This is a genomic window from Streptomyces cinnamoneus, from assembly GCF_002939475.1.
Taxonomy (GTDB): Bacteria; Actinomycetota; Actinomycetes; order Streptomycetales; family Streptomycetaceae; genus Streptomyces; species Streptomyces cinnamoneus_A.
In genome coordinates, this window is the sequence record NZ_PKFQ01000001.1 from 2220448 (window position 1) to 2239525 (window position 19078).

22 protein-coding genes are annotated in these 19078 nt (G+C 72.0%); 13 read left to right on the forward strand and 9 right to left on the reverse strand.

Features of this window, described 5'->3' with window-relative positions; genetic code table 11:
- Positions 1-288: 288 nt before the first annotated feature.
- Positions 289-1419, reverse strand: coding sequence for a tRNA dihydrouridine synthase DusB (gene dusB, locus CYQ11_RS09390; protein WP_099200882.1), 1131 nt, complete (start codon positions 1417-1419; stop codon positions 289-291).
- A gap of 19 nt (positions 1420-1438) precedes the next feature.
- Positions 1439-2455 (reverse strand): helix-turn-helix transcriptional regulator, encoded by a 1017-nt coding sequence (locus tag CYQ11_RS09395; RefSeq protein WP_398779602.1) that lies wholly within the window; start codon positions 2453-2455, stop codon positions 1439-1441.
- Positions 2456-2556: 101 nt separating this feature from the next.
- Here CYQ11_RS09395 and CYQ11_RS09400 point away from each other — a divergent pair, with 101 nt between their 5' ends.
- The 8 genes from CYQ11_RS09400 to CYQ11_RS09435 all read left to right on the forward strand — a co-directional run bounded on the left by CYQ11_RS09400 (position 2557) and on the right by CYQ11_RS09435 (position 8891).
- Entirely contained in the window at positions 2557-4023 is a 1467-nt protein-coding gene (locus tag CYQ11_RS09400) for an MFS transporter (RefSeq protein WP_099200631.1), read from the forward strand.
- Positions 4024-4126: 103 nt separating this feature from the next.
- Positions 4127-5131: an aldo/keto reductase gene (locus CYQ11_RS09405; protein ID WP_099200630.1), complete on the forward strand. Its 1005-nt coding sequence runs from the start codon at positions 4127-4129 to the stop codon at positions 5129-5131.
- 107 nt (positions 5132-5238) lie between these two features.
- Complete coding sequence (locus CYQ11_RS09410) at positions 5239-5820, forward strand: TetR/AcrR family transcriptional regulator (RefSeq protein WP_099200629.1); 582 nt, start codon at positions 5239-5241, stop codon at positions 5818-5820.
- A gap of 107 nt (positions 5821-5927) precedes the next feature.
- A complete protein-coding gene (locus tag CYQ11_RS09415) occupies positions 5928-6212 on the forward strand; it encodes an SAV_915 family protein (protein ID WP_181143622.1) in 285 nt (94 codons plus the stop codon).
- Positions 6209-6511, forward strand: coding sequence for a DUF6317 family protein (locus CYQ11_RS09420; protein ID WP_099200627.1), 303 nt, complete (start codon positions 6209-6211; stop codon positions 6509-6511). Before CYQ11_RS09415 ends, CYQ11_RS09420 begins: the two co-directional genes overlap by 4 nt.
- Positions 6508-7779, forward strand: a complete 1272-nt coding sequence (locus tag CYQ11_RS09425) for a WXG100 family type VII secretion target (RefSeq protein ID WP_099200626.1) — start codon at positions 6508-6510, stop codon at positions 7777-7779. Before CYQ11_RS09420 ends, CYQ11_RS09425 begins: the two co-directional genes overlap by 4 nt.
- A gap of 55 nt (positions 7780-7834) precedes the next feature.
- Entirely contained in the window at positions 7835-8275 is a 441-nt protein-coding gene (locus CYQ11_RS09430) for a hypothetical protein (protein WP_146104660.1), read from the forward strand.
- A gap of 103 nt (positions 8276-8378) precedes the next feature.
- Complete coding sequence (locus tag CYQ11_RS09435) at positions 8379-8891, forward strand: hypothetical protein (RefSeq protein WP_099200624.1); 513 nt, start codon at positions 8379-8381, stop codon at positions 8889-8891.
- 22 nt (positions 8892-8913) lie between these two features.
- Here CYQ11_RS09435 and CYQ11_RS09440 read toward each other — a convergent pair whose 3' ends face one another.
- The 3 genes from CYQ11_RS09440 to CYQ11_RS09450 form a co-directional block, all read right to left on the reverse strand.
- Entirely contained in the window at positions 8914-9561 is a 648-nt protein-coding gene (locus CYQ11_RS09440; protein ID WP_099200623.1) for a response regulator, read from the reverse strand.
- The gene (locus CYQ11_RS09445) at positions 9549-10748 is read right to left on the reverse strand and encodes a sensor histidine kinase (RefSeq protein WP_099200622.1); all 1200 of its coding nucleotides are present in this window, start codon (positions 10746-10748) and stop codon (positions 9549-9551) included. The genes CYQ11_RS09440 and CYQ11_RS09445 overlap by 13 nt, the downstream gene beginning before the upstream one ends.
- Positions 10749-10937: 189 nt before the next feature.
- The gene (locus tag CYQ11_RS09450) at positions 10938-12320 is read right to left on the reverse strand and encodes a glycine--tRNA ligase (RefSeq protein WP_099200621.1); all 1383 of its coding nucleotides are present in this window, start codon (positions 12318-12320) and stop codon (positions 10938-10940) included.
- A gap of 152 nt (positions 12321-12472) precedes the next feature.
- Here CYQ11_RS09450 and CYQ11_RS09455 point away from each other — a divergent pair, with 152 nt between their 5' ends.
- The 4 genes from CYQ11_RS09455 to CYQ11_RS09470 all read left to right on the forward strand — a co-directional run bounded on the left by CYQ11_RS09455 (position 12473) and on the right by CYQ11_RS09470 (position 15687).
- Positions 12473-13486, forward strand: coding sequence for a metal ABC transporter substrate-binding protein (locus CYQ11_RS09455; RefSeq protein WP_099200620.1), 1014 nt, complete (start codon positions 12473-12475; stop codon positions 13484-13486).
- 20 nt (positions 13487-13506) lie between these two features.
- Positions 13507-14274: a metal ABC transporter ATP-binding protein gene (locus CYQ11_RS09460; protein ID WP_099200619.1), complete on the forward strand. Its 768-nt coding sequence runs from the start codon at positions 13507-13509 to the stop codon at positions 14272-14274.
- A complete protein-coding gene (locus CYQ11_RS09465; protein ID WP_099200618.1) occupies positions 14274-15164 on the forward strand; it encodes a metal ABC transporter permease in 891 nt (296 codons plus the stop codon). The genes CYQ11_RS09460 and CYQ11_RS09465 overlap by 1 nt, the downstream gene beginning before the upstream one ends.
- 112 nt (positions 15165-15276) lie before the next feature.
- Positions 15277-15687: a Fur family transcriptional regulator gene (locus CYQ11_RS09470; RefSeq protein WP_099200617.1), complete on the forward strand. Its 411-nt coding sequence runs from the start codon at positions 15277-15279 to the stop codon at positions 15685-15687.
- Between the two features lie 61 nt (positions 15688-15748).
- On the opposite strand, the gene CYQ11_RS09475 is transcribed toward CYQ11_RS09470, so the two are convergent.
- The 3 genes from CYQ11_RS09475 to recO are packed head-to-tail and all read right to left on the reverse strand — an operon-like array spanning position 15749 to position 17896.
- Positions 15749-16288, reverse strand: a complete 540-nt coding sequence (locus CYQ11_RS09475; protein WP_146104661.1) for a YcxB family protein — start codon at positions 16286-16288, stop codon at positions 15749-15751.
- Complete coding sequence (locus CYQ11_RS09480) at positions 16281-17117, reverse strand: isoprenyl transferase (protein ID WP_099200615.1); 837 nt, start codon at positions 17115-17117, stop codon at positions 16281-16283. Before CYQ11_RS09480 ends, CYQ11_RS09475 begins: the two co-directional genes overlap by 8 nt.
- A 32-nt stretch (positions 17118-17149) precedes the next feature.
- Positions 17150-17896 (reverse strand): DNA repair protein RecO, encoded by a 747-nt coding sequence (recO, locus tag CYQ11_RS09485; protein ID WP_099200614.1) that lies wholly within the window; start codon positions 17894-17896, stop codon positions 17150-17152.
- Positions 17897-17953: 57 nt separating this feature from the next.
- Between recO and CYQ11_RS09490 the strand changes: the two genes are divergently transcribed.
- Positions 17954-18304 carry a hypothetical protein gene (locus CYQ11_RS09490; protein ID WP_099200613.1) on the forward strand — a complete coding sequence of 117 codons (351 nt, stop codon included), beginning with the start codon at positions 17954-17956 and terminating at the stop codon, positions 18302-18304.
- A 7-nt stretch (positions 18305-18311) separates the two neighbouring features.
- Here the strand turns inward: CYQ11_RS09490 and CYQ11_RS09495 are convergent, their stop codons facing one another.
- The gene (locus CYQ11_RS09495; RefSeq protein ID WP_181143839.1) at positions 18312-19001 is read right to left on the reverse strand and encodes a tellurite resistance TerB family protein; all 690 of its coding nucleotides are present in this window, start codon (positions 18999-19001) and stop codon (positions 18312-18314) included.
- Positions 19002-19078: the final 77 nt, after the last annotated feature.

The window sequence follows — 19078 nt, forward strand, 5'->3', positions numbered from 1 at the left end:
CTACTCCGCCAACCTGAGGGCGTAACGGCGGGTCAGCCAGCAGATCGAAAGTTGCGTGCTCATATGAGAGGCCCACCCACTTCATTCACTTCTCGAACACAAGGTCCCGCTGCGGTGGCATGCCGATCACTCTCCGTCGAGAATTTCCCAGATCCGTCGTCGAGAGGTGAACCCAAAAGGGGTGGCACCCAGTGCCACCCCTTGGAGAGTCGCACCCCGGCCAAGAGCGCTCATCTGAGCGAACCCCCTATCAGAGGTGGCGAGAATCACGCTGGCTTCGCCGGCGTTTCACCCGCCTGAAGTGTCCAGTTCGGCGTCCGCGCCCACGGTCGCGCGGTCGTACGGGTCGTCCAGCCATCCGTCCGGAAGCACCACGCGATTGCGTCCGGACGTCCGGCCGCGGGGGCCGTCGGCCCCGGTGGGCCACGGCTGATCCAGGTCCAGCTCGCTCAGAAGAGCGTCCATTTCATCCAGAGATGAGGTGATTGCCAGCTTCTTACGCAGCTCGGAGCCGATCGAGAAGCCCTTGGTGTACCAGGCGACGTGCTTGCGGAAGTCGATGACTCCGCGCTCCTCGTTCTCCAGCCACTGCCCGAGCAGCTCGGCGTGGCGGCGCATCACCCGCGCGACCTCCCGGAGGGTGGGCGCGGCGGCCGGGCGGGGGCCGCCCTCCTCGAAGGCGCCGACGAGGTCCCCGAAGAGCCACGGCCGGCCCAGGCAGCCGCGCCCGACCACCACGCCGTCGCAGCCCGTCTCGCGCATCATCCGCACCGCGTCGTCGGCCGACCAGATGTCGCCGTTGCCCAGCACCGGGATCTCGGGCACCGCCTCCTTGAGCCGGGCGATGGCGTCCCAGTCGGCGGTGCCGCCGTAGTGCTGGGCGGCGGTGCGGCCGTGCAGGGCGACGGCCGTGACGCCCTCCTCGACGGCGATCCGTCCGGCGTCGAGGTAGGTGATGTGGTCGTCGTCGATGCCCTTGCGCATCTTGATGGTCACCGGCAGCGTCCCCGCGTTGCCGACGGCCTCGCGCAGGATCGAGCGCAGCAGGTTCCGCTTGTACGGCAGCGCGGAGCCGCCGCCCTTGCGGGTGACCTTCGGGACGGGGCAGCCGAAGTTGAGGTCGATGTGATCGGCCAGGTCCTCGTCCACGATCATGCGGACGGCCTTGCCGACGGTCACCGGGTCGACGCCGTAGAGCTGGATCGAGCGCGGCTTCTCGGTCCCGTCGAAGTGGATCAGCCGCATCGTCTTGGCGTCCCGCTCGACGAGCGCCCGCGTGGTGATCATCTCGCTGACGAAGAGCCCCTTGCCGCCCGAGAACTCGCGGCACAGCGTACGGAAGGGAGCGTTGGTGATCCCCGCCATCGGGGCCAGGACCACCGGCGGCTGCACGGAGTGCGGACCGATCTGGAGCGTCATGGAGGGAGCTTCCTCGAAGTCATCGGGGCGGTTGGGCGGACCGTCCATTGTCCCCCATCCGGCCCAGGCCCTTCATCGGGCGGAGGTCCCCCGCCGGGCGGGGGCCGCTCTGTGGGGCGGCGGACGCGTGCTGCTCGGCGAGCGCCAGGGCGTGGAGCCGCTCCAGGCCCGCGCGGGTGTCCTCGTCGGCGGGGGTGAAGGTGATCAGACGGGTGCCGGGGACCGGCCCCGTCCACAGGCTGGTGTGGTCCAGGCGCAGCAGGCCCACGCGGGGGTGGCGCAGGATGGCTGCCTTCTGGTCGTCGACCGGGATCACCTCGTGCCGCGCCCACAGCTCGCGGAACTCCGGCGAGGCGTCGAGCAGCCGCTTGAGCAGGCACTTCCAGGCGGGCTCGGCGATGTGCTCGGCCATGGAGGCGCGGAACTTGGCGGCCATGGACCGCCGCGCCTCCGCGCCGTTGAGCGCGTTGGCCAGCCACACGGGGTCGGTGAAGTGCAGCCACAGGCAGTTGCGGTTCTCCGGCGGCAGGGCGTCGAGGTCGCACATCAGCCGGCCGTAGGTGCGGTTGTAGGCCAGGATGTCGTAGCGGGCGTTCTGCACGGAGGCCGGCAGCGGCTCCAGCGCCCGCAGCATCGCGCGCAGCTCCGGGGTGACGCTCGGGCTGTCCGTGCCGGGCTGCGGGTCGACGACGCCCGCCAGGGCGAAGAGGTGGGCGCGCTCGCCCCGGTCGAGCAGCAGGGCGCGGGCCACGGAGTCCAGGACCTGGACGGACACCTGGATGTCGCGGGCCTGCTCCAGCCACGTGTACCAGGTGACGCCGACGGCGGCGAGCTGCGCCACCTCCTCCCGGCGCAGGCCCGGGGTGCGGCGCCGCGGGCCGCGCGGCAGGCCCACCTGTTCCGGGGTGATGCGCTCGCGCCGGGACCTCAGGAAGAGGGCCAGCTCCCTGCGCCGTATGCCGTCGGCGGTGTCGACGGCCGGGGCCTTCGCGGGCGGGGTGGCCACGGCGGGGGTGTCGAGCGTCATCGTCGTCATGTCTCCAGGGTGCGCGCCCTCCCAGCCTGTTGCCAGGTAGTCCTTGTACCAGGATAAGGACACTCTGGTACCCGGCTGGGGAGGCCGTCATCGTCGTATCCGTGAGTGAACCCCGAATAGCGAGCGACGCCCCCTCCCCGACGACTCCGGCCCCTTCGACGACCTCCCGTTCCTCCGCCTCCCCCACGCCGGCCCTGAGCCCGCTGGGGCTCGCGACCGTGCTGCTGGGGGCGGCGCTGCCGTTCCTGGACTTCTTCATCGTCAACGTCGCCCTGCCGACGATCGACCACGACCTGGACGCGGGCCCGGCCCTGCTGGAGATGGTGGTGGGCGGCTACGGCGTCGCCTATGCCGTGCTGCTCGTGCTCGGCGGGCGGCTGGGCGACATGGTGGGCCGCCGGCGCCTGTTCCTGTGGGGCACGGCCGCCTTCGGCGTGACGTCCGTGGCCTGCGGGCTGGCGCCGGACGCGTGGACGCTGGTGGCGGCCCGGGTCGCGCAGGGCGCGGCGGCCGCGCTGATGCTGCCGCAGGTGCTGGCGACCATCCAGGCCACCACCGCCGGCCACCGGCGCACCAAGGCGCTGAGCCTGTACAGCGGCACGGCCGGGGTGGTGAGCGCGGTCGGGCAGGTGCTCGGCGGCGTGCTGGTCTCCGTCGACCTCGCGGGCACGGGCTGGCGGTCGATCTTCCTGATCAACGCGCCGATCGCGGTGGTGGCGTTCGTGCTCGCCCTGCGCGCGGTGCCCGAGACCCGCTCCGACCGCCCGACGGGCGTGGACGGCTGGGGCACGGTGCTGCTGTCCGTGACGCTGGTGTCGCTGCTGCTGCCACTGACCGAGGGCCGTTCGACGGGCTGGCCGGTGTGGTCGTGGGTGCTGCTGGCGGTCTTCCCCGTGGCGGCGGTGGCGTTCGTGGTGGTCGAGCGCCGCGAGGAGCGGGCCGGCCGGACCCCGCTGGTGCCGCCGTCGCTGTTGCGGGTGCACGCGGTGCGCAGCGGGCTGGCGCTGATCACGCCGTTCTCGATCGGCTGGGGCGGCTTCATGTTCGTCCTGGCGGTGGCGCTCCAGGAGGGGCTGCGGCTCGGACCGCTGGCGGCGGGGCTGGCGCTGGTGCCGATGTGCGTGACGTTCTTCGTGGGCTCGCTGGCGGGCCCGCGGCTGGCGGCGCGGTACGGGCGGCGGCTGGCCACGGCCGGTGCGCTGATCCAGGCGGCCGGGCTGCTGATGGTGGCCGGGACGTTCTGGTTCGGCTGGGACGGGCTGGACGCGCTCGGCACGGCGCCGGGGCTGGCGGTCCAGGGGCTGGGCCAGGGCCTGCTGATGCCGATGACGATGCGGCTGGTGCTGAGCGAGGTGCCGGTGGACAAGGCGGGGGTCGGCAGCGGGGTGCTGGTGACCACGCAGCAGGCGTTCATGGCGCTGGGCGTGGCGACGCTCGGCTCGCTGTTCCTGTCGCTCACGCCCCATACGGGGATGCGGGAGGCGCTGGCGATCACGTGGGGGGTGCAGCTGGTGACCGTGGTGGTGACGGTGCTGCTGACGCTGCGGCTGCCGAGGTCGGTGAGCTGAGGAACCGGGGGAACGGACATGGAATGACAGATATTGAAATCTGTCATTCCATGTGTCACTCTTCAGGGGTACCCGCACGTCCTCTTCCCCCAAGGAGCCCCCCGTGCAGCAGCGCACTCTCGGCACGACCGGCCCCCAGGTCTCCGCCCTCGGGCTCGGTTGCATGGGCATGTCCGCCCTGTACGGCGACGCCGACCGCACCGAGTCGATCGCCACGATCCACGCCGCCCTCGACGCCGGCGTCACGCTTCTCGACACCGGCGACTTCTACGGCATGGGCCACAACGAGATGCTCATCGGCGAGGCCCTGCGCTCCGCCCCCGCGGCGGCCCGCGAGCGGGCGCTCACCAGCGTCAAGTTCGGCGCCCTGCGCGGCCCGGACGGCGACTGGTCCGGCTACGACGGCCGGCCCGCCGCCGTGAAGAACTTCGCCGCCTACTCCCTCCAGCGACTCGGCGTCGACCACATCGACATCTACCGGATCGCCCGCGTCGACCCCGACGTCCCGATCGAGGAGACCGTCGGCGCCATCGCCGAGCTCGTCGAGGCCGGCCACGTCCGCCACATCGGCCTCTCGGAGGTCGGCGCCGACACGATCCGCCGCGCGGCGGCCGTCGCGCCCATCGCGGACCTCCAGATCGAGTACGCCCTGATCACCCGTGGCATCGAGGAGCGGATCCTGCCCGCCTGCCGCGAGCTGGGCATCGGCGTGACCGCGTACGGCGTGCTCTCGCGCGGCCTGATCAGCGGCCACTTCTCCCGCGACCGGCAGCTCCCCGCGAACGACTTCCGGGGCATGAGCCCGCGCTTCCAGGGCGAGAACCTCCAGCGCAACCTCGACCTCGTCGACGCGCTGCGCAAGGTCGCCGAGGAGCGCGAGGCCAGCGTGGCGCAGATCGCGATCGCGTGGGTGCTCTCGCGCGGCGAGGACATCGTCCCCCTGGTCGGGGCCCGCCGCCGCGACCGCCTCACCGAGGCGCTGGGCGCCCTGGACGTGGCGCTGGACGCCGACGACCTGGCCGCCATCGAGCAGGCCGTCCCGGCCGACGCCGCCGCGGGCGAGCGCTACCCGGCGGAGCAGATGGCCCACCTGGACAGCGAGCACTGACGGGAGGGCCGTCGCCCGGCGGCCGCCGCGGGAGGCGGATCAGCCCCCTCCGCCCCCGCCGGGTACGGTCGTAAGAGCCTCCGCACCCCGAAGGGACCCGCACCCCCATGCCGCCCGAGACCCTGACCCCCGACCGCATCCTCGAAGCCACCGAGGACGTGCTGCGCCGCTACGGCCCCGCCAAGGCCACCGTGGTCGACGTCGCACGGGCGCTGGGCGTCAGCCACGGCAGCGTGTACCGCCACTTCGGCAGCAAGGCGGCCCTGCGCGAGGCGGTCACCGACCGCTGGCTCGACCAGTCCCACGCCGAACTGTCCGCCGTCGCCGGCACGGAGGGTCCGGCGGGCCCCCGGCTGCGCGCCTGGCTGTCCGCGCTCTTCGCCGCGAAGCGCCGCAAGGCGGGCGGCGACCCCGAGCTGTTCGCCACCTACATGGTCCTCGTCGGCGAGAACAGCGCGACGGTCGACCGCCACATCGCCACGATGATCGAGCAGATCGCGGGCATCGTCGAAGCGGGCGTCACCCGGGGCGAGTTCGCCACCACCGACCCGGCGACGACGGCCCGCGCCGTCTGGGACGCCACCAGCCGCTTCCACGACCCGGCGTACGCGGCGGATTGGGCACAACCGGGCATCGACACGGCCTTCGAGACGGTCTGCGAGCTGGTGCTGCGCGGGCTGAGCGCCTGACGGATCCTTGACGGCGGAACGGCCCGTTTTCGCTGGACCGCCCCCAAGGGCGTTCCTAGGCTGATCTCCTGTTCCGCTTCACCGGCCCGGCAGGAGGGTCAGTTCCCTTGACCAGCCCCATCCTTAGCGACGGTCATATCGTCCTGGCGCCCGCGCGTCCCCATCGGGGCGGCCACGAAGGCGCCGAGGACGGCGTCGTCTTCGAGACCAGTCGCTCGGCCACCGGGGAACGGTGCGGGCTCGCGTTCACTTCCACCGAGGCGCTCGTGTCCCGCCTCGGCCCGGACCAGCCGTGGGTGGCACTGCCCATCGGCGCATTACGGCACCTGCTCGGAGAGACGGGCATATCCGTCGTCGCCGTGGACCCGTACATCCCGGCGGAAACGCCATGAGCGACGAGCTCAGGACCACGGTGGAGCACATCGACGACGCGGGCAAGGGATTCCACCGCGAGGCGATCCACCTCGGCGAGTTCAAGCACCTCGCCTCGCCGGCGACTCCCGGCGTGGGGGATCTCGCGTTGAGCTCGGCCCTGGTACAGCTCAGCGACGCGTTCGGCATCGCCCACGAGCTGCTCACCGGCCTGGTGGACCGCCACGGCACCAGTCTGCGGGGCGCGGCGGCCGACTACCAGGACCAGGACGTGGACATCGAGACCCTGTTCCGGGACATGATGGGCAAGGCCAAGTGATCGACGACGACGTAGCAGGCCTCAACGCTGTCGCCACGGATTACACATCGGCCGTCGGGAAGTACGACTCCACCTCCCGGGCCCTCAACAGGAAAGTGAACGCCGTCGTTCACGAGGCGGGCTGGAGCGGTGAAGGAGCCGAAGCCTTCCAGACGGTGTGGGCGAACGACGGCACGGTCGCGGCGGCGATTTCGGAAGCGATGTCGCAGGTCTCCGACATCGTCAGCGTCCTGGCGGAAGAGCTGGCCGCTGCCAGGGGGGATCTGGGCGACGCCCAGGACACCGCCCGCGCGGCCGGCCTTACCCTCGACAGCCAAGGTGGTGCTGAGGGCAAGGCCGACCGGCAGGCAGCATTGGACGCGTACCGGAAGGGTCGGGACGCGGCGCTGGGGCGGGCGCAGAACGCCCGCGAGTTGGCGACGCGGAGTCTGAACTCGGTTCTCGACCAGATCCTCAACAAGGGCGACGCGAAGGTTTACAACGGTGCGGACGCATGCACGCTCGCCGAGGTGCTGCGGGGGCTCTACACCACGCCCGCCGCGCTCAGCCAGGAGAGCGCGAAGAAGCTGGCCCGGCTGCGACAAGGCGCCAAGGACCTGAAGCGCGGTCACAACAAGCTGCCCCGGGGCAGTGACGCGTGGAACGAGCGGCTGCAGCAGCGTCGCGCGGCCCGGGCCGCATTGAGCGAACAGCGCCTCCGAACCGCCTCCGTCGAGGGATGGCGGAGCAGGGTGAAAGGCAGCGGCGCGGCGCGGGTCACCATCGGGGACATCGCGGAGGACTACCGCGTCCGGGGGGTGGGAGCGGTGGGCAAGCTGGGCGCGGCCAGCGCAGGTCTGACCGGGGCCATGGTCGGCTTGCAGATGTACGACGACCGCAGGACGAGGGGGTGGTCGTACGGTGAGGCGTTTACACGCGACGCGGCGCCCGCGGCGGCGGGCATGGCAATCGGCACGGCTGTGGAGGGCGGGATCGTCGGGGCGTCGGCGGCCAACCCCGTTGTCGCACTCGGGGTCGTGAGTGGTGTCGTCGTCGGCTACGGTGTGGGCACCCTCGGCTACGAGCTCACCCATAACGCTCATTGGGGTAGCAATATCCACAAGTACGGTGTTGTCGATGGCATCGGGCACAGTCTTGCTCAGGCAGGCGGAGAATGGGTGAAGAACGACCTTGAAGGTATGAAGGATAGGGGCGTGGAAACGGCAAAAAAGGTGGGGAGCGGCATCAAGAGCGGTGCCGAGAACGTGTGGCATGGCCTCTTTGACTAGGCAGCGCTTCAAGGAGCACCCGCCACACGCCTTGCCGCCGCGGCCCCTGCAATTCGTGGGACTCACGTGGGTGGACCGGGGCCCGGCCTACTGGCTGCGCCGAGCCGGGACGACGCTCTTCTGGTTCCTCGCCGCAGCAGTGACAGGCGCGATGGCCGTGGCCGTCATCGTGACGTCCATCCCGGACGGGACCACTGTCCTGGCCGTCGCCCTGGGTGTGTACGCCCTGCTCTGTGGCGGCGCGGCCTGCATCGTCACCAGGCACATCCACACCGTCGACCGGTTCGGCACCACAGGAGCCGGGAGCAGGGAGCAGGCCGGCCTCGACGGGCGCAGGAGTGTGGTCGCGAGGGCGGCCACTGCCCTGACCCCGGTGTTCATGGTCCTCGCCATCCCTCTCGCGCTCGGCGCTGTTCTGCCCTTCTTCATCCGCAGCTTCGGCCGCTACTCCGTGGGCGAGCGCTACGAACGCCGGCGCGCCGGGCTGAGCGCCTGAGAACCGACAGGGCTGGATCTCCGACATGGCTCATCGCTCGCGCCCACAGCGCGTTCACGTGACACCCGCCGCACCGCCCGGGAAGGGAGCCCCGGGTGCGGCCATGCGGTTCGGCGGTGCCCTGCTCGTCCTGGGCGGGCTGGTGCTCGGGACGTTCGGAGCGGGCGTCTCCGCCTACTCGTCCGGGGCGTTGGGGACGCGCGGGACCTTCACCGTCGAGCGGTGCGAGCACCGGTCGACGACGCAGCGCGGCGGCGGGCGGGGCGCGGACGGCGTCGACTGCACCGGCTCCTTCCGCCCGGCGGGCGGCGGCGGGGCGCGGCAGGGGCTCAGCGTCGACCGCGAGTACGAGGCGGGGCGGCGCGTCGACGTCTCGTGCGCTTTCGCCGACACCTGCTACGAGATCGACCGTGTCAACGCGAGCGGCTGGTTCGCCGGATTCCTCGCCGCCCTGGCGATGGTGTGCCTCGGCGGACCGGGGGTGGTCCGCGGTGCCACGTGGCGGACGGAGAGGTACGAGCGTGGACGGGCGATCCAGCGGCGCCTGGTCAAGGGGCTCCTGTGGCCGGCCGCCGGCCTTCTCGCCGGGTGCGTGCTGTTGCGGCTCGCCCTTTGAACCGCTCCTGGCCGAAACGCTCCTAGCCGCTGACGCCCAGGAACCGCAGCACCGCCAGCACCCGGCGGTGGTCCGCCTCCGCCTTCGGCAGGTCGAGCTTCGCCAGGATGTTGTTGATGTGCTTCGCCACCGCGCTCTCGCTGACGACCAGTTGCTCCGCGATGCCCGCGTTGGAGCGGCCCTCCGCCATGGAGGCGAGCACCTCGCGCTCGCGCGGCGTCAGGCGGTCCAGCGGGTCGCTGTGCCGGCGCGTCAGGAGCTGGGAGACCACCTGCGGGTCCAGTGCCGTGCCGCCCGCCGCCACGCGGCGCACCGCGTCGATGAACTCCTCGACGTCGGCGACCCGTTGCTTGAGGAGGTAGCCGAAGCCGGCCGTCTCCCCGGTCAGCAGGTCGGTGGCGTACCGCTCCTCCACGTACTGCGACAGCAGCAGTACCGCCGTCGCCGGGTGGCTCGCGCGGAGGGCGAGGGCCGCGCGGACGCCTTCGTCCGTGAAGCTCGGCGGCATGCGCACGTCGAGCACCGCCAGGTCCGGCTCGTGCAGGCGGGCCGCCGCCAGGACGGCCTCCGCGTCGCCGGTCTCGGCGACCACCTCGAATCCGGCCGCCTCCAGGACCTTCACCAGGCCCACCCGGAGCAGGACGGAATCCTCGGCGATCACAGCGCGCACGGCAGCTCCACGGTCACAACGGTCGGGCCCCCCGCGGGGCTGCTGATCGAGAACGTGCCGTCGACCGACGCGACGCGCTTGGCCAGCCCGGCCAGCCCGGTGCCCCCCGTGAAGTCGGCCCCGCCCACGCCGTCGTCGGAGACGACGACGAGCAGTATGCCTCCCCGGCGTTCGACGCTGACGTCCGCCCTCGCCGCCTCCGCGTGCTTGACCACGTTGGCGAGCGCCTCGGAGACCACGAAGTAGGCGACGGCCTCGATGGCGGGCGCGGGCCGGGCGGGCAGGTCCACGCGTACGCCGACCGGCAGCGGCGCCCGGTCCGCGAGTCCCGACAGCGCCGCGTCCAGGCCGCGGTCCTCCAGCACGGCGGGGTGCAGGCCGCGCACGAGGTCGCTCAGCTCCTCGATCGCCTCCTTGGCCTCCCGGTGCGCGTCGTCGATCACCTTGCGCGCGTCGTCGGGCAGGTCGCCCAGCGTCACCTTCGCCAGGCCGAGGTTCACCGCCAGCGACACCAGCCGCTGCTGCGCGCCGTCGTGCAGGTCCCGCTCGATGCGGCGCCGTTCGGCGTCGGTCGCGGCGACGACCTCCGAGCGCCGGGCGGTGAGGTCCTCGACGCGCCGCGCGAGCTGTTCGGTGCGGCTGGGCCCGAGCCTCGCCCCGGCGACCCGCACGTCCAGCTCCTGGAGCGCGCTCGACAGCCACGCCGCCGCGTACAGCCCGGCGGCGCCGGCGACGGTGGCGTAGGCGGCCTGGGTGGTGTAGCCGGCCTGCCCCAGTCGCGTCTCGGGCGGCAGCACCCAGATCCAGACGTAGACGCTGGCGGCCGCGCCCGCCGCCGCCCACAGCGTCAGCACGCACGCGCCGCCCAGCGCCAGCAGCGGCCCGAACAGCAGGTGGTACGAGACCTGCCGCCAGGACCAACGGCGTCCCGGCGCCGGTATCCCCACGCCCCGGCGGCCGAGGAACCGCGCCCGCTGCATCCGGGTCAGCACCGGCGTGGCCGCCCCGAGCACCGCGAACCCCGCCAGCAGGGCCAGCAGGCAGCTGAGCGCCCGGGTCGGCCCCCCGTCCAGCCACGGCACCGCCAGCACGAGGGCCGCGGCGAGCTGGACGAGGACGCCGGCGGCGAGGAAGGCGGCCGTGCGGCCGGCCCCGTCGAAGGGGCGCAGAAGGGGAGTGATTCGCATGGACGAAACGGTAGGCACCCAGGTGGGAGGGGTCGATGGCGGTGGTGCCCGGAGCGGGGCTGCAAGCAGTGCCACCCCTGGCGCGGTACGCGCGGACCCGACGCCCCGGAGGGGAAGGCCCGACCCAGACCGAGGGCCCCGGCCCCGCGCGGCGGGAACCGGGGCCCTCGGCCCGTGAAGCGTCCGGGATCAGCAGCCCAGCAGGCGGCTGGCCAGGTAGCCCTCGATCTGGTCGAGGGAGACGCGCTCCTGCTTCATCGTGTCGCGCTCGCGCACGGTGACGGCGTTGTCGTCCAGCGTGTCGAAGTCGACGGTGACGCAGAACGGCGTGCCGATCTCGTCCTGGCGACGGTAACGGCGGCCGATGGCGCCGGCGTCGTCGAACTCGATGTTCCAGTTCTTGCGCAGGTCCGCCGCCAGGCCCTTGGCCTTCGGGGAGAGCTGCGGGTTGCGGGACAGCGGCAGGACGGCGACCTTGACCGGGGCCAGGCGGGGGTCGAGGCGCATGACGGTGCGCTTCTCCATCACGCCCTTGGCGTTGGGGGCCTCGTCCTCGACGTACGCGTCGAGCAGGAAGGCGAGCATGGCGCGGCCGACACCGGCGGCGGGCTCGATGACGTACGGGGTCCAGCGCTCGCCGGCCTCCTGGTCGAAGAACGACAGGTCCTGGCCGGACGCCTTGGCGTGGGCGCCGAGGTCGTAGTCGGTGCGGTTGGCGACGCCCTCGAGCTCGCCCCACTCGTTGCCGCCGAACTGGAAGCGGTACTCGATGTCAGCGGTGCGCTTGGAGTAGTGGGAGAGCTTCTCCTTCGGGTGCTCGTACCACCGCATGTTCTCCTCGCGCAGGCCGAGACCGGTGTACCAGTTCCAGCGCTGCTCCATCCAGTACTCCTGCCACTGCTCGTCCTCGCCCGGCTTGACGAAGAACTCCATCTCCATCTGCTCGAACTCGCGGGTGCGGAAGATGAAGTTGCCGGGCGTGATCTCGTTGCGGAAGGACTTGCCCATCTGCGCGATGCCGAAGGGCGGCTTCTTCCGCGAGGTCTGCTGGACCTGGGCGAAGTTGGTGAAGATGCCCTGGGCGGTCTCGGGGCGCAGGTAGGCGACCGAGCCGGTGTCCTGGGTCGGGCCGAGGTGGGTGGAGAGCAGGCCGGAGAACTGCTTGGGCTCGGTGAACTGGCCCTTGTTGCCGCAGTTGGGGCAGTTGACGTCGGCGAGGCCGTTCTCGGGGAGCTTGCCGTGCTTGGCCTCGTACGCCTCCTCCAGGTGGTCGGCGCGGTAGCGCTTGTGGCAGGAGGTGCACTCGGTGAGCGGGTCGCTGAAGGTGGCGACGTGACCGGAAGCCACCCACACCTCGGAGGCCAGGATCACCGACGAGTCGATACCGACGACGTCCTCGCGCGAGGTGACCATGTAGCGCCACCACTGGCGCTTGAGGTTCTCCTTGAGCTCCACACCGAGCGGCCCGTAATCCCAGGCGGCGCGCTGGCCGCCGTAGATCTCACTGCACGGATAGACGAAGCCACGGCGCTTGCTCAGGCTGACGATGGTGTCGATCTTGTCGGCGGCCACGGTGCTCTCTTCATTGCGACGACGAACAGCGAATGATTCAGGTTACCGGCGCCTACACCCTCCTCAGCAAATCGGCTCTGGCCTTGGCCTGACTCGTTCCCCGCCCCCCTCCTTGTTGACAATCGTTTCCACTTTTGTTGAAAATGAGTGTCATGAACGTACGACCGATCCGCTCCCGCCGGACACCCGCCGCCGCCACCGCCCTGGCCGCCGTCCTCGGCCTGGTCACGCTGTCCGCCTGCGCGGTCGACGGGGGCTCCGGCCGCGACAAGGACGGGAAGCTGCGGGTCGTGGCGTCGTTCTACCCCATGGAGTTCCTGGCGAAGGAGATCGGCGGCGAGCACGTCGCCGTCACCGGTCTGACCAAGCCCGGCGTCGAGCCGCACGACATGGAGCTCACCGCCCGCCAGACCGGCTCCCTCGCCGACGCGGGCACGATCCTCTACCTCAAGGGCGTCCAGCCCGCCGTCGACAAGGCCGTCAAACAGTCCGGAAACAAGCACGCCGTGGACGCGGCCTCCCTCACCGCGCTGACCAAGCACGGCGGCGAGGTCGACGGCCGCCACCACACCACCGGCGACAACGGCGCCGGGGACGGCCACGACGAGGACGAGGAGCACGGCGGCCACGAGCACGAGGAGGGCGGCGCCGACCCCCACATATGGCTCGACCCCGTGAAGTACGCCGAGGTCGCCAGGGGCGTCGGCAAGGCCCTCGCCGACGCGGACCCCGGCCACGCGGCGGACTACGAGACCAACGCCCACGCGCTCATCGAGAAGCTGGGCGCGCTGAACACGAAGTTCGCCGATACCCTGAAGAACCGCGGCTCGGACACCTTCATCACCACCCACGCCGCCTTCGGCTACCTCGCGGACCGCTACGGACTGGTCGAAGAGGCCATCAGCGGCCTCGACCCGGAGTCCGAGCCCAGCGCCGCCCGGATGAAGGACCTGCACAAGCTCGCCGGGGAGCACCACGTCGGCACGGTCTTCTTCGAGACCCTCGCCAACCCCGGCACCGCCAAGACGTTCGCCCAGGACCTCGGCCTGAAGACCGACGTCCTCGATCCCCTTGAGGGGATCACCAAGGACTCCAGGGGCCGCGACTACTTCGGGGTCATGGAGGCCAACCTCACCGCCCTGCAGAAGGCGCTCGGCACCAAGTGAACGCGCCCGAGGAGGCAAACATGGAGCAGCCCGTCATATCCGTGCGCGGCGCCACGGCGGCACTGGGCTCACGCCCGGTGCTGCGCGGGGTCGACCTGACCGTGCGCCGCGGCGAGGTCGTCGCCCTGCTCGGCGCCAACGGCTCCGGCAAGTCCACGGCCGTCCGGGCCATCGTCGGACAGGTGCCGCTCACCGGCGGCGAGCTGGAGCTGTTCGGCACCCCGCGCCGCCGCTTCCGCGACTGGGCCCGGGTCGGCTACGTACCCCAGCGCACCACCGCGGCCAGTGGCGTGCCGGCGACCGTCCGCGAGGTCGTCGCCGCCGGGCGGCTGGCCCGGACCAAGCTGGGCCCGACGCGCAAGGCCGACCGGGAGGCCGTGGCCCGGGCGCTGGAGCTGGTGGGCATGGCCGACCGGATCAAGGACTCGGTGAACGCGCTCTCCGGCGGCCAGCACCAGCGGGTGCTGATCGCCCGGGCGCTGGTCGGCGAGCCGGACCTGCTGATCATGGACGAGCCGATGGCCGGCGTGGACCTCGCCAGCCAGGAGGTCCTCGCGAGCGCCGTGCGCGAGCAGGTCTCCCGGGGCACCACCGTCCTGCTCGTGCTGCACGAGCTGGGCCCGCTGGAGCCGCTCATCGACCGCGCGGTGGTGCTCCGCGACGGCTGCGTCGTCCACGACGGCCCCCCGCCCAAGGCCGTGGGCCAGCACGCCCTCCCCGGCCACGACCACGTACACCCGCACGCCGACCCGGCCGCGGAACCGATCCGGACAGGGCTGCTGACCTGATGGAAATCCTCGAACTCGCCTTCATGCAGCGGGCGCTGCTGGCCGCCCTCCTCGTGGGCGTCACCGCCCCCGCGATCGGCATCTACCTCGTCCAGCGCCGGCAGGCGCTGATGGGCGACGGCATCGGTCACGTCGCCCTCACCGGCGTGGGCCTGGGCTTCCTGCTCAACACCAGCCCCGTGTGGGTGGCCACCGCCGTCTGCATCGTCGGCGCCGTGGTGATGGAGCTGATCCGCTCCTACGGCAAGGCGCGCGGCGACATCGCGCTCGCCATGCTGTTCTACGGCGGCATGGCGGGCGGCGTGATGCTGATGAGCCTGTCCTCCAACGGCTCCAGCGCCAACCTGACCAGCTACCTGTTCGGCTCGATCGCCACGGTCTCGCAGGAGGACATCGTCGCCATCTGCCTGCTGGCGGCCTTCGTCGTGCTCACCACGGTCGGGCTGCGCAGGCAGTTGTTCGCCGTCTGCCAGGACGAGGAGTTCGCCCGGGTGACGGGGCTGCCGGTGCGGCTGCTGAACCTGCTGGTGGCCGTCACCGCCGCCGTGACCGTGACCGTCGCGATGCGCGTGGTGGGCCTGCTGCTGGTCAGCGCCCTGATGGTGATCCCCGTGGCCGCCTCGCAGCAGATCGCCCGCAGCTTCGCCACGACCTTCGCGATGGCAGTCGCCACTGGGGTGCTGGTGACCCTTTCGGGCACCGTCACCTCGTATTACGTGGACGTGCCGTCCGGCGCCACGATCGTCCTGATGGCCATCGGCGTCTTCGTCGCCCTGACCGCGCTGGCGACGCCGCTGGCGAGGAAGCGGGCGGCCAGGACGGCGCGGGCCGAGCACTGCACGCTGGAGCCGGAGGCCCCGGGCGCGCCCGCCGACGACGTCCACGTCTGAGCACCGCGGGCGCCGGGGGCTTCGACTGCTTGCCGGGTGCACCCGGCGGGCCTGGCACAATTGTCGTGGCAAAACGTGCGACAGGTGTTCAGGCGAGCTTGAGGAGGCAACTGTGGCGACCGCCGGTCCCCCGGTACGCGGCCGAGCCACCAAGCAGCGGGCCGCGGTCGCGGCCGCGCTCGACGAGGTGGACGAATTCCGCAGCGCGCAGGAACTCCACGACATGCTCAGGCACCGCGGCGCCTCGGTGGGCCTGACCACGGTGTACCGCACGCTGCAGTCCCTCGCCGACGCCGGCGAGGTCGACGTCCTGCGCACCAGCGAGGGCGAGGCGGTCTACCGCCGTTGCTCCAGCGGGCACCACCACCACCTGGTCTGCCGGATGTGCGGCAAGGCCGTGGAGGTCGAGGGGCCGGCCGTGGAGAAGTGGGCCGACTCGATCGCCGAGGAGCACGGCTTCGTGGACGTCGCCCACACGATCGAGATCTTCGGCACGTGCGGGGAGTGCGCCGCGAAGGGCTGAACCGCAGGCGAACGGCCCCGGACGTCATCCGACGTCCGGGGCCGTTCGCGTCGCGCACGCGTCACGCGCGGGGCAGACCGGCGTCCAGCAGGGCCCGCAGCCGGTCGGCGTCACCGGGGGCGGCCAGCGCCCGCTTGGGCAGGATCACCAGGCAGGCGCCGCGCTTGTCGGGGCTGAGCAGCACGAAGTGGTCCTTCGTCTCGGTGTAGCGGCCGAAGGCCGACCACGCCATCGACTGACTGCCGTGCGCCCACGAGGCGGCCATGCCGCCGGCCGCCACCGTCGTATGCCTCGGCCCCTGCCCCTGGAGGGCCTTGTGCAAGGAACGGGCCTGCAGGACCGGGCCTCCCACCAGCGCGAACACGGCCACCAGGCCGCAGATCACCAGCGGGGGCCAGTCCCGCGCCTCGGGCCCCTTGACGAGGATGCCGGCCGCGAACACCGCGTAGCACAGCGGCAGCAGCACCTTCTGCAGACGCGCACTGCGCACCACCCGGGCGCGGGCACGCAGCGCCGACCGCATGTCGGCGACCGTGAGCTCGTAGTCGAACGTCAGGGAGTCGGCGTGCGCCGGAACCGGCGCCGCCACTGCCTCACTCACCGGCCGACGGCTCCTTCACGAGCTGGTCCTCGTTCGGCAGGGCACCGCCGAAGCGGCGGTCGCGCTGGGCGTACTCCAGGCAGGCGCGCCACAGGTCGCGGCGGTCGAAGTCGGGCCACAGGACGTCCTGGAAGACCATCTCGGCGTAGGCGCTCTGCCAGATCAGGTAGTTGGAGGTGCGCTGCTCGCCGCTCGGCCGCAGGAACAGGTCCACGTCCGGCATGTCCGGGTAGTACATGTACTTCTGGAGGGTCTTCTCGCTGACCTTCGAGGGGTCGAGCCGGCCCGCCTTCACGTCCTCCGCCATGGCCTGCGCCGCGTCCGCGATCTCCGCACGGCCGCCGTAGTTCATGCAGAAGTACAGCGTGAGCCGGTCGTTGTCCTTGGTCTGCTCCTGGGCGACCTGGAGCTCCTTGGCCACCGACTTCCACAGCTTGGGCATCCGGCCGACCCAGCGCACCCGGATGCCGAGCTCGTCGAGCTGGTCCCGGGTCTTGCGGATGAAGTCGCGGTTGAAGTTCATCAGGAAGCGCACCTCGTCGGGCGAGCGCCGCCAGTTCTCGGTGGAGAAGGCGTACAGGGAGATGGCCCCGACGCCCATCTCGATCCCGCCCTGGAGCACGTCCAGGACCCGCTCGGCACCGACCTTGTGGCCCTCGGTGCGGGGCAGGCCGCGCTCCTTGGCCCAGCGGCCGTTGCCGTCCATGACGATCGCCACGTGCTCGGGCACCAGCTCGCCGGGGATCTTCGGCGGCCGCGCGCCCGACGGGTGGGGCTCGGGGGTGCGGTACTCGCGTCGGGAACGGCCCAGAATCCCGCGTCGTGCCATGGGTGCCACTTCTCCTTGATGCCTGTGTTCGCTTATTGCTCGACGTAGCGGAGGGAACGGAGCCCCCGCTCCAGATGCCACTGCAGGTAGGACGCCACCAGCCCGCTGCCCTCCCGGACGTACCGCGCCTCGCACGCGTCCGCCGTCGCCCAGTCCCCGGTCAGCAGCGCGCCCAGGAGCTCGATCGACTCCGAGGAGGGTACGACGCTTCCGGGCACCCGGCACTCCCCGCACACCACCCCGCCGGCGGCCGCCGAGAAGAACCGGTTGGGCCCCGGCATCCCGCACTTCGCGCAGGCGCCGAAGCTGGGCGCGTAGCCGTTGACGGCGAGGGAGCGCAGCAGGAACGCGTCGAGGATGAGGTGCGGGGCGTGCTCGCCCGCGGCGAGGGTGCGCAGACCGCCGACGAGCAGCAGGTACTGCTGCACGGCGGGCTCGCCCTCGTGGTCGGTGAAGCGCTCGGCGGTCTCCAGCATGGCGGTGCCGGCGGTGTAGCGGGCGTAGTCGGTGACGATGCCGCCGCCGTACGGGGCGATGGTCTCGCTCTGGGTGCACAGCGGGAGCCCGCGCCCGACCAGCTCGCTGCCGCGCGCGAAGAACTGCACGTCGACGTGCGAGAACGGCTCCAGCCGCGCCCCGAACTTCGACTTGGTGCGCCGCACCCCCCGGGCCACCGCCCGCACCCGGCCGTGGCCTCGCGTGAGGAGGGTGATGATCCGGTCCGCTTCGCCCAGCTTCTGCGTCCGGAGGACGATGCCGTCGTCGCGGAAAAGGCTCATGGGGTCATTGTCCCGTACCCCGGGGGCCGCTCGGGCACTGGCTAAGGTGATCACCTCGTGACCGCCCCGCGCACCGACTGGAGACCGCTCGTGAAGGCCGTGGCATACGTCGCAGGCGCCGTCGTGCCGCTGGTGGCCAGCACCTGGCTGTGGCCCTCCGACCCGGCCGCCCTGCTGTGGCTCGTGGGGCTGGCGCTGCTGTGGCGGGCGCCGTACTGGCGCACCCGGCAGAAGGGGATCGCGACCCTGGCCACCGGTGTCTTCCCCGTGGGCGCCGTCCTGTGGCTGTACGGGCTGCTCCCCCGGGACCTGGGCCAGGGCGGGTCGGTGCTGGCGGCCCTCCTGCTGCTGGCGATCCCGTCGGGCACCGGCCTCTACCTCCTCGGAACGGTCAGGCGCGCCGCCTGACCGTCCCCTACGACGGCGTGCGCGCCGCCTCCAGCAGGCGGTCCGTGTCCTCGGGACAGAGCAGCAGGGCCCGCCCCACCGTGGCGAGCACCTCCCGCTCCGCCGGCCGGTACGGCCCGTCCGCCAGGGCGATGCGGGCGCCCTGGAGCAGGATGGACTCCCGGCCCGCCGGCGCCAGGTGGGGGGCCAGGGGCTCCAGGGCCTCGTGCAGCTCGATGGCCAGGGCGGTGCCGCACGGGTCGAAGCCGTGGCGGCTGGCCCCGCCCGGCGGGGTGGGGTACCGGCCGGGGAGCCGGCCCGTGTCCGCCGCGAGGGCCTCGATCAGCGTGACCAGCTGTTCCTCGCTGCAGTCCGCGAAACCGGCCGCCCGGACCGCCCCGACCGCGGCGCGCCGGACCGTACGGGCCTCGGTGCCGCCCGCGGCCAGGACCGCGAGGGCCACCGTGTGCACGGCGTCGCGGAGCATCGCGGAGAAGCGCGTCGTCGTGGGGTGGTCCAGGACATCCATGGCGAACCGGCCCCGGCAGGCCGTGCATTCGACGATGGGACCCACCGGTCCCCGCGGCAACAGGGGCACCCCGAACGCCACAAGGCGGCGGCGCCCCGTACGGCGGTGGAAATTTCGGTCGCCGCCGCAACCGGGGCAGAAGAATTCGCCGTCTCCGACAGTGCGCCAGACGGTGCGTACGCCCACCACACACCGGTCCGGGCTGTGTCGGCCTTGCGCGTCCCTCACGGCGCACCTCCATAACGCCACGGCCTGGTCGCCGCGTT

Coding starts and splice junctions, on each gene's coding strand:
- dusB (WP_099200882.1), bottom strand. CDS start 1,419: ATGACGCTCCAGATCGGTCCGCACTCCGTGCAGCCGCCGGTGGTCCTG.
- CYQ11_RS09395 (WP_398779602.1), bottom strand. CDS start 2,455: ATGACGACGATGACGCTCGACACCCCCGCCGTGGCCACCCCGCCCGCG.
- CYQ11_RS09410 (WP_099200629.1), top strand. CDS start 5,239: ATGCCGCCCGAGACCCTGACCCCCGACCGCATCCTCGAAGCCACCGAG.
- CYQ11_RS09420 (WP_099200627.1), top strand. CDS start 6,209: ATGAGCGACGAGCTCAGGACCACGGTGGAGCACATCGACGACGCGGGC.
- CYQ11_RS09435 (WP_099200624.1), top strand. CDS start 8,379: ATGCGGTTCGGCGGTGCCCTGCTCGTCCTGGGCGGGCTGGTGCTCGGG.
- CYQ11_RS09445 (WP_099200622.1), bottom strand. CDS start 10,748: ATGCGAATCACTCCCCTTCTGCGCCCCTTCGACGGGGCCGGCCGCACG.
- CYQ11_RS09455 (WP_099200620.1), top strand. CDS start 12,473: ATGAACGTACGACCGATCCGCTCCCGCCGGACACCCGCCGCCGCCACC.
- CYQ11_RS09460 (WP_099200619.1), top strand. CDS start 13,507: ATGGAGCAGCCCGTCATATCCGTGCGCGGCGCCACGGCGGCACTGGGC.
- CYQ11_RS09465 (WP_099200618.1), top strand. CDS start 14,274: ATGGAAATCCTCGAACTCGCCTTCATGCAGCGGGCGCTGCTGGCCGCC.
- CYQ11_RS09480 (WP_099200615.1), bottom strand. CDS start 17,117: ATGGCACGACGCGGGATTCTGGGCCGTTCCCGACGCGAGTACCGCACC.
- recO (WP_099200614.1), bottom strand. CDS start 17,896: ATGAGCCTTTTCCGCGACGACGGCATCGTCCTCCGGACGCAGAAGCTG.